At 54.5% G+C, this 8664-nt stretch carries 9 protein-coding genes; 7 read left to right on the plus strand and 2 right to left on the minus strand.

The genetic code is table 11. From position 1 onward, the window contains the following. Positions 1-289: 289 nt before the first annotated feature. The gene (locus JRF57_15235; GenBank protein MBW2305056.1) at positions 290-619 is read right to left on the minus strand and encodes an HU family DNA-binding protein; all 330 of its coding nucleotides are present in this window, start codon (positions 617-619) and stop codon (positions 290-292) included. 240 nt (positions 620-859) lie between these two features. Here JRF57_15235 and JRF57_15240 point away from each other — a divergent pair, with 240 nt between their 5' ends. Next, positions 860-1879: a ribonuclease Z gene (locus tag JRF57_15240; protein MBW2305057.1), complete on the plus strand. Its 1020-nt coding sequence runs from the start codon at positions 860-862 to the stop codon at positions 1877-1879. A gap of 244 nt (positions 1880-2123) precedes the next feature. Here the strand turns inward: JRF57_15240 and JRF57_15245 are convergent, their stop codons facing one another. Beyond that, on the minus strand, positions 2124-2918 hold the full coding sequence (locus JRF57_15245) for an inositol monophosphatase (protein MBW2305058.1): 795 nt from the start codon (positions 2916-2918) through the stop codon (positions 2124-2126). Between the two features lie 307 nt (positions 2919-3225). Between JRF57_15245 and rpsF the strand changes: the two genes are divergently transcribed. The 6 genes from rpsF to hflX all read left to right on the plus strand — a co-directional run bounded on the left by rpsF (position 3226) and on the right by hflX (position 8608). Next, positions 3226-3687, plus strand: coding sequence for a 30S ribosomal protein S6 (rpsF, locus tag JRF57_15250; GenBank protein MBW2305059.1), 462 nt, complete (start codon positions 3226-3228; stop codon positions 3685-3687). Further along, a complete protein-coding gene (locus JRF57_15255) occupies positions 3674-3922 on the plus strand; it encodes a 30S ribosomal protein S18 (GenBank protein ID MBW2305060.1) in 249 nt (82 codons plus the stop codon). The genes rpsF and JRF57_15255 overlap by 14 nt, the downstream gene beginning before the upstream one ends. 68 nt (positions 3923-3990) lie before the next feature. Next, positions 3991-4929: a YybS family protein gene (locus JRF57_15260; protein ID MBW2305061.1), complete on the plus strand. Its 939-nt coding sequence runs from the start codon at positions 3991-3993 to the stop codon at positions 4927-4929. Between the two features lie 40 nt (positions 4930-4969). Further along, positions 4970-5416 (plus strand): 50S ribosomal protein L9, encoded by a 447-nt coding sequence (locus JRF57_15265; protein ID MBW2305062.1) that lies wholly within the window; start codon positions 4970-4972, stop codon positions 5414-5416. 123 nt (positions 5417-5539) lie between these two features. Then, entirely contained in the window at positions 5540-6913 is a 1374-nt protein-coding gene (gene dnaB, locus JRF57_15270) for a replicative DNA helicase (protein MBW2305063.1), read from the plus strand. A 27-nt stretch (positions 6914-6940) separates the two neighbouring features. Then, positions 6941-8608: a GTPase HflX gene (gene hflX, locus JRF57_15275; protein MBW2305064.1), complete on the plus strand. Its 1668-nt coding sequence runs from the start codon at positions 6941-6943 to the stop codon at positions 8606-8608. Positions 8609-8664: the final 56 nt, after the last annotated feature.

Consider the following 8664-nt stretch of genomic DNA (forward strand, 5'->3'; position numbering starts at 1 on the left):
TGGAGAACAAATGGTGGTTCGACCTGGAGGTCATGGAGGACGGCCGGATCAGGATCCCGGATCGGGCCGGGGAGCGGGGCGACAACAGGCCTTGAGCCTCAACAACCAAATCGGAGGAGAGGACCTTCCCTCGGAATGGAACGATAAGCTTAACCTCGATACCCCCTAAAGACCGGGGTCTTGTCTCCTCGGCTTATCAGCTGGGAGGCACGACCCCGGTTTTTTTCCCTATCCTGAAGGATTTTTTTCTCAGGCCCGAATGATTTCGCGGGAAGACCTCCGACTTCTCTTACTCCGGCGGGCGGTTCACCTTTTCCCTTAAGCGGGAGAAGCTCCGGAAGGTGACAATCCTCCGGGATTTCAGGATAATCGGCTCCCCGGTCCTGGGGTGTCTTCCCTTTCTAGCCCATTTGAACTTGACCTGGAATTTTCCGAAACCCGAAATGCGTACCTGCTCTCCCCTCTCAAGGGTCCTGGCGATGATATGAAAGAGAGTGTTGACAATCTGGCGCGCCCGTTTCTGGGTCATGAGCTGGTAGTCGAATTCCGGGAAGAGGTGCTGTTGCCTTTCCTTCTTCCGTTTCTTGAAACGGACCTTTTCCGCCACCCTCCTGGCCAATTCGCCTTTGTTCAACGCTCGGGGTTCCTTCCACCTAAATCGTTACACCCGCCTGCCGTACACAGGTTTTCCCCAAACTTGGAAATCCTTCCACTTGGTTTCCGTGAAAATCACCTTTGATTTTCATTGGTTATTGGCAAACCATGGCATATCTGGTACCTTTTGTCAATAAATCCGACATGGCGGGCCGCCCTGACGGGAAGGCGGGATCTGCATTTCACCGGCGAACAAAGGATTTCCATGAGTGCTTCGTTTCACCCCAGACTGATTAATGACCCCTTCTCCGATCCTGGTTTGTACATCGCCTTTCGCTTCCAGCGCAGGGCCATTTTGTTTGACCTGGGGGACTTGCATTCTCTTTCTTCAAGGGACCTTCTAAAGATCAGCCATGTCTTCGTCACCCACGCCCACATGGATCACTTTATCGGGTTCGATACCCTTTTGAGAACCTGCCTGGGGCGGGACAGGGAACTTCACCTTTTCGGCCCCCCGGGCATCTTTCGTCACGTGGAAGGGAAGCTCGGGGGCTATACTTGGAATCTCGTGGATGAATATGAATACCCATTCCGGCTCCGGGTCACGGAAGTCGGGCCGGAGATTCTTCGGTCCAGGAGGTACTTGTGCAACAAGCGTTTCGCTCCTGAAGACCTTCACTTGGAAGCCCCCTTTGAAGGAGTTCTCTTGAAGGAACCCTCTTTCCGGGTGGAGGCGACCCTCCTGGATCACCGAATCCCCTGCCTTGGCCTTTGTCTCGTGGAGAACATCCATATCCATATCCTTAAAGAGGAACTCGATGCCCTTGGATTGCCGACTGGTCCCTGGATTACCCGTTTCAAGAAAGCCCTTTTAGAGGAAAAGGATCTCTCTTCGGAATTCGCCGTAACCTGGGAGCAGGGGGGAGAGGTGGTGAAGCGCCGGGTTTTCGGGCTCGGTGAATTGGCAGGAAGGATAGCGAAAACATCGCCCGGACAAAAAATATGCTATGTGACGGACGTGGCGGGGGATGAGAAGAACAGAAGGAAGATAAGGGACCTGGCAGGTGGAGCGAGCCATCTATTTATCGAGGCCGCCTTCCTTGATGAGGACCGGGAGCTTGCCAGAGAAAAGTATCATTTAACGGCGAGAGATGCGGGGGAGATCGCCTCCGAGGTGGGGGCCGGGCAGGTGACGTTGTTTCATTTTTCACCCCGTTACACGGGCCGTGAGACGGAACTTGAAAAAGAGGCGGGGGAGGCATTTTCCATAAGGATGAAGGGGTGAGACCTTTGAAACAGTCTGGCTTCAATCGATCTTCCGCCTTCGCTACGGCTACGGCGTGACAAGCCCCGCCAGACAACGGCGGGCAGGCTGCGTCAGACTCAAACCGGGGATCCGGCCGAAAAGTGGGGAGTCGTCGCTATCAGACAAATTTCGATCTGCTTTGGGTTATATTCCCCGCCCCCTGGGACGTTCCAATGCCTTTGGAGACACATCGCTGCCTGCAGCAGGCCCAATCGAGGGCCCTTCAGCCGGGAATTTCCAAAGGGTCACTGCCTCTCTCCAGGGCGGAGAGCATTTCCTGGTGGAGGAGGCCGTTGGTCGCCGCCACGGTATCCATGTAGGGTGTAAAGGGTCTTCCCTTAAAGTCGGTCGTCCTTCCTCCGGCCTCATTCAAGATAAGGGCGCCTGCCGCGGTGTCCCAGGGTTTCAGGCCTTCTTCCCAGAAAGCGTCGAAGATACCGGCGGCCACATAACAGAGATCCAGGGCCGCGGATCCAGGACGCCTCAGGCCTTGGGCCCGGATGATCATCTCCCTGAAGCGGCTTAGAATCTCCTTGGGCCTCTCCCGAATGTCATAGGGAAACCCTGTTGCGCACAAAGCCTCGTTCAAGGTCTTTGTGGGCGAGACATGGACGGGACGGCCGTTCAGGAAGGCGCCGCCCCCCTTCAGGGCCTCGAAAAACTCGTTCATCCTTGGGTTGTAAACGATCCCCACGACGAGATCCCCTTTCACCTCAAGGGCAAGGGAGAGAGCGAAGAAGGGAAAACCATGGGCGAAGTTGGTCGTTCCATCCAGGGGATCCACGAGCCATACCCTGTCCGGCCGGTTCCTGTACTCCCCGGACTCCTCTGTCAGGATGCTGTCCCTTGGAAAGTGTTCCCGGATGATGCCGACGATGGCCTCTTCCGAGGCCAAGTCTGCCTCTGTAACCAGATCGATCTCCCCTTTCTTGGAGATGCGGTTAATTCGGCCCAGTTTCCTGAGAAGGATCTCTCCTGCCTCGCGGGCCGCCCGGCGGGCGATATCCAGTTCCTTTATCCACACGGTGTTGTCCTCCCTGTCCTCCCGTCGGTACAATTCTTGGGGCGGGCCCTGGGGGAAAAGGAAGCCCCCCCGGAAGTCCCGACACTGTATCCCATCTTCATTCCCTTTTCAAATGGATTGAAGGCCCCTCAGGAGTTTGTTTTTGGCGGGAAATCCTTGACATTTGAAACAATGAATGATAGCAAAACCATTTTTATATTTTATGCTCCTTGTTCCGTTTTCATGGTGCTGCGTATGTCCTTGACAGCCGGGCGGGACCATATTTTCCGAACAGGGAAGATGTCCGAAAGGAGAAAACTGCATGAGACATTACGAGACGATTTACATTCTTAACCCGAACCTGGCCGAAGAACAATACCAGGAAGCGAGGGACAAATTCGGTAAGATTATCGAGCGGGAAAAGGGGGTTCTCATAAGAACCGAGGAGTGGGGCACCCAAAAGTTGGCTTACAATGTGAAGAAATTCGAGAGGGGGACCTATGTGCTGGTTGAATACTGTGGAAACCCCGGGTTGACGGCGGAACTGGAGCGGGAGCTCAAGCTCGATGACCGGATTCTTCTTTATCAGACCGTGAAACTCTCTGACAAGGCCGACCCGGAGGCGCTTCTACTCCGGGAAGAGGAGGCGAGAAAGGCCCGCGAGACCAAAGAGACGGAAAGTGTCGCTGAAGTGAAAACGGATGAAGAGGGAGGAGATAAAACCGAAGCGGAAGAAAAGGCCGATTCAAGCAGCCAGGGAGGGGTAAGTGATGGCGTACAATAGAAGACGCAAAATGACCTACCATCGACGGAAGGTTTGCCGGTTTTGTGCGGATAGCAGTCTCAAGATCGATTACAAGGATCCCAAGACCCTGAGGTATTTCACTACCGAACGGGGCAAGATCATCCCGAGGAGGATTTCGGGGAATTGTGCGAAGCACCAGCGCGAATTGACAACAGCGATCAAGAGGGCAAGAAAGATCGCCCTCTTGCCCTATACGACTTCGACCATCAGGTAGCGGGATAACAGACCGGAGATTTCCCACACAGGGCCGGCAAGGATTGGATCTTCCTCAGTGATGGAATCATGAAAACCAAAGAAGCATTGGGATGTATCGGCACTGCCGTCGTCCTGCTCTTCTCTTCCGCCTGGATTCCACTGATTGGACCATTTATCAGCCTCCTTTCCCCCTTGCCGTTTGTGTATTATGCCGCCAAGCGGGGCCTCATGGAGGGGATCAAGGTCGTGGGCGCCACGATCCTCGTGGCGGGATTGGTTTCAGGGGCGGCCGGGTTCCCCCAAATCGTGATCCTTTGTGTAGAGTTTGGAGTGCTGGGCCTGATCCTCTCCGAGGTTTTCAGGAGGCGGATGACCTTTGGATATGCGGTCTTTATAACCACCACCCTGATGCTCCTGGCCGGCGCCCTCATACTGGCAGGGCTCGGGATCGCCAAGGGGACGTCACCACCGGCCCTGATCATCCAGTATTTTCAGAACAATCTGAAGGAAACCCTCCAGGTTTACGGGAACCTGGGAGAATTTCAGGGCGAAGACCCCCGTATCCAGGAATATGTGAAGGTTATGACCGGGATCCTGGCCCGGACCTATCCCGCGTTGGTGATCATCGGGACGGGATTTGTGGTCTGGCTGAACATTGTGCTTTGCAGGCCCATGTTTCACCATGCCCGGCTCGAGTACCCGGATTTCGGTCGGGCAGACTACTGGCGGACCCCGGATACGATGGTATGGGGCGTGATCCTGGCCGGTTTTTCTTTATTTTTGCCCCTGGGTGGGATAAGATTCATAGCTACCAACACACTGATCGTCCTGCTGGCGATCTATGTCTTTCATGGCTTGGCGATCGTCCTGTTTTTCTTCAATAAATATCGCGTTCCTTTGTGGCTTCGGGTTGGTGGATACATCTTGATTCTGTTTCAGCAGGTGGTCCTGGTGGGGTTGGCCCTGGCCGGGCTTTTCGATCAGTGGATCGATTTTCGTAAAATTCATCATAAAAAGGCGAATTAGTGCCCATCCATAGATTCGTTAGGAGCAGGGAGGAAAATTTATGAGGGTTATCTTGAGACAAACCGTGGATGACCTGGGACTCGAAGGGGATATCATTGAGGTAGCCAAAGGTTATGCGAGGAACTACCTGATTCCGAAGGGCTTGGCCCTCCAGGCCACGCCTCAGAATATCAAGCTCACCGAGATGCAGCGGAAAAAGATCGAGGCGAGGCGATTGAAGGTCCAGGCGGACGCTGAAAAAGTCAAGGAAAGGCTGGCCGGTGTGACCGTGAAAATCGCTCAGCGGGTGGGCGAAGAAGAAAAGCTTTATGGTTCCGTGACCACTATGGACATCGCGGCGGCCCTTGAAGAGCAAGGTGTAAGCATTGATAGGAAGAAGATCCTTCTTGAAAAACCCATCAAGAGTCTGGGGGAATTCGAAGTCCCTGTAAAACTTCACCCTAATGTAACGGCCGGGATCAAGGTCGTCGTGGTCCCGGAGGAGTAATTCCCTCCAAAACCGGAGGGGGACAGAGCAAATGACGGGTATTCCCCAAAGGTGTTCCAGGATCGACGGTTTTTCTGCCAAACAGATTGATCGCTCCAGGTAAGCCAGAGCGAGGAAAAGGTTATGCCCCAGGCGAAAGAAAAGGCCTTGCCCTCCATTAAAGTCCCACCCCACAATTTAGAAGCGGAACAGGCCATCCTGGCCGGGATCTTGATCAACAACGATGCCTTGAATCAAGTCATGGACATCCTGAGTCCCGAGGACTTTTACAGGGAGGCCCATGTACATCTATTCGAGGGCATGACCGCACTTTACAACAATAATGAACCCATTGATCTGATTACCCTTTCACAATATTTGACTCGAAAAAACCTCCTGGAGAAATCAGGCGGCATCGATTATCTTGCCTCCCTCGTAGACGCTGTTTCCACCTCGGCGGGCATCCTGTACCATGCACAGATCGTCAGAGACCTGTCGATTCGCCGAAAGCTCATCAGTCAGTGTTCCGCTATTTCCGAATCTTGTTTTCAGAATTGGCACGAAACCGATGAGTTGCTGGACATGGCGGAGCAATCCATCTTCGATATTGCGGAAGACAAGATCGGCGAAAGTTTCTCCTCCATGGAGGATGTGATAAAGGGGAGTTTTCGCAAGCTGGAAAGCGTTGCCGAGCAGGAAGGATATATCACTGGAATTCCTACCGGTTTCCCGGATTTCGACAATCTCACTGCGGGACTGCAACCCTCGGACCTTATCGTCATAGCGGGGCGGCCCAGCATGGGAAAAACTGCCTTCGCCCTCAATATCGGTTACCACGCTGCAGACAAGACCGGCAAGGGAGTGGCCATCTTTTCCCTGGAGATGTCCAAACTCCAGCTGGGAATGAGACTCCTTGGGTTTGAGGCTCAGATCGATGCCAAAAGGCTTCGAACGGGATTTTTACGCGACAGGGACTGGATGAAGTTGACCGAGGCCGCCAATCACCTCTCTTCCCTTCCTATTTTCATTGATGATACCTCTGGAATAGGGGTCCTGGAGATGAAGGCCAAATGCCGTCGCCTGGCGAAAAAGACTCCCCTGGCCATGGTCGTGGTGGATTACATGCAGCTTATCCAAGGCAGGAAGTCCGCGGAATCCCGACAACTGGAGATATCCGAGATTTCCAGGAGCCTCAAGGCCCTCGCCAAGGACCTCAACGTTCCTGTGGTCGCTCTCTCCCAGTTGAACCGAAAGGTCGAGGATCGTCCCAACAAGCGACCCCAGTTGGCGGATCTCAGGGAAAGCGGGGCCATAGAACAGGACGCTGATGTCATTGCGTTCATTTATCGGGACGAGGTGTATCATCCAACCACAGAGGAAAACGCCAACATTGCCGAGATTATTGTTGCCAAACAGCGAAACGGTCCGACCGGCTATTTCAAGCTTTACTTCAAGAAGGAGTGCACCCGTTTTGAACCCTTTGCCGACGAGGAACGCTATGGACACTCCTTGTCTTGAGGGCCAGCGGATTGGGAGGGATGCACCATAGAGAAAATTTACGGTAAGACCACAGGTCTCAAGGCGAGCCAAATCAGACAACTTCAGAATCTGTACCGGAGAAAGATCTCCGGTAAGGAAGTCATCACCCGCGAATTGACCCGCCGCCTCGCCTTCCTCTCTTACGAAATTAAGCGGCAGATCGCTTTACTCATCACCCGGAAAGGCGAGATCGCTTTCGTGGTGGTAGGAGATCACCGTCAAATTTTTATCCCGGATCTTGGTCGATACAGATTGGGGAAGGGCCGCCTCAAGGGGCTGCGGTGCGTACACACGCATGTCGGGGGCGAGCCACTCTCCCGCGAGGATATATCTGATCTTGTCCTTCTTGGACTGGATTTCATGGTTTGCGTGGAGGTCAGAGAAGGAGGAGTTCCCGGCGCGCTTTCCTTCGCCCATATCCTGCCGAAAAACGTGGAGGGGGAAGGATGGCGGATTTCCAGGGTCCCGGATATCGGACACCTGGATGTTGATTTCCCTGCCCTCATCCAGTCCCTGGAAAACGAACTGGCCAGGGTAGGCGGTAGGGAGGATCTGAAGCGGAGAGATAGGGCCGTTTTGGTGGGAATCAGTACAGGGCCCGTCTGGAAGGCGCGGGAATCCCTGGAAGAACTGAGGGAGCTTGCCCTTTCGAGCGATTTGGAGGTCGTGGATACGGTGCTTCAGAGCGTGTCCCGGCCGAACGCCCGGTTTTTTATCGGGAAAGGAAAGCTCCGGGAATTGGTTCTCAGGTGTCTTCAGACCGGTTCCAACCTCCTGGTCTTTGACAACGAGCTGACGCCGGCGCAGGTTCGGACCCTCACGGACTTGACGGAATTGAGGATCATCGACCGCAGTCAGCTTATTCTCGATATTTTCGCCAGGAGGGCCGTGACCCGGGAAGGCAAGATACAGGTAGAACTGGCTCAGCTCAAGTACCTCTTGCCGCGGCTTGCTACGAAAAACACGGCCATGTCCCGCTTGACGGGCGGTATCGGGGGAAGAGGACCGGGCGAGACGAAACTGGAGATCAATAGGCGACGGGTACGAGAGCGCATTGCCAGGTTGAAGAGAGAATTAAGGGAAATCGGACGGCAGAGGATAAACCGCCGTCGGCTGCGCAATGCGAGAAGGCTGCCGGTGGTTTCCATCGTGGGTTACACGAACGCCGGGAAATCCACTCTGCTCAACACCCTGACCCGGAGCAACGTCTTTGTGGAAGACCGCCTCTTCGCCACCCTTGATCCCAGCAGCCGAAGATTGCGGTTTCCCAGAGAACGGGAGATCATTATTACGGACACGGTGGGTTTCATCAGGGACCTACCGGGAGATCTCATGGATGCCTTTGCCGCGACCCTGGAAGAACTCCATGATGCCGACCTCCTCCTGCACGTGGTGGACGCAAGTCATCCCAGGATGGAAGAACAGGTCCGCTCCGTTGCCAGGATCCTGGAACGGCTGGGCCTGACAGCAATCCCGATCCTCATGGTCCTCAATAAAAGCGACCTGCTTGAACCCGGCGAGGCCGCCCGTCTGGCCCGGACCTGGGATGGAGTGGCCGTCAGCGCCCTCGACAGGGGCTCCCTCTTGCCCTTGCTTTCAAAGATGGAGGCCCTTTTGTTCAGCAGCAAGGAAGAAAAGGGGCTCGCCTGCATAGGAGGCGAGCCCCTTCAATAAACGTATCTCTGAGACCTTTGAAAACGTCCCCTTTTACCCAATCTTCCGCCTTCGCT

It is taken from the genome of Deltaproteobacteria bacterium (genome assembly GCA_019310525.1).
Classification (GTDB): Bacteria; Desulfobacterota; DSM-4660; order Desulfatiglandales; family HGW-15; genus JAFDEE01.

Coding starts and splice junctions, on each gene's coding strand:
- JRF57_15260 (MBW2305061.1), top strand. CDS start 3,991: ATGAAAACCAAAGAAGCATTGGGATGTATCGGCACTGCCGTCGTCCTG.
- JRF57_15240 (MBW2305057.1), top strand. CDS start 860: ATGAGTGCTTCGTTTCACCCCAGACTGATTAATGACCCCTTCTCCGAT.
- JRF57_15255 (MBW2305060.1), top strand. CDS start 3,674: ATGGCGTACAATAGAAGACGCAAAATGACCTACCATCGACGGAAGGTT.
- dnaB (MBW2305063.1), top strand. CDS start 5,540: ATGCCCCAGGCGAAAGAAAAGGCCTTGCCCTCCATTAAAGTCCCACCC.
- JRF57_15265 (MBW2305062.1), top strand. CDS start 4,970: ATGAGGGTTATCTTGAGACAAACCGTGGATGACCTGGGACTCGAAGGG.
- rpsF (MBW2305059.1), top strand. CDS start 3,226: ATGAGACATTACGAGACGATTTACATTCTTAACCCGAACCTGGCCGAA.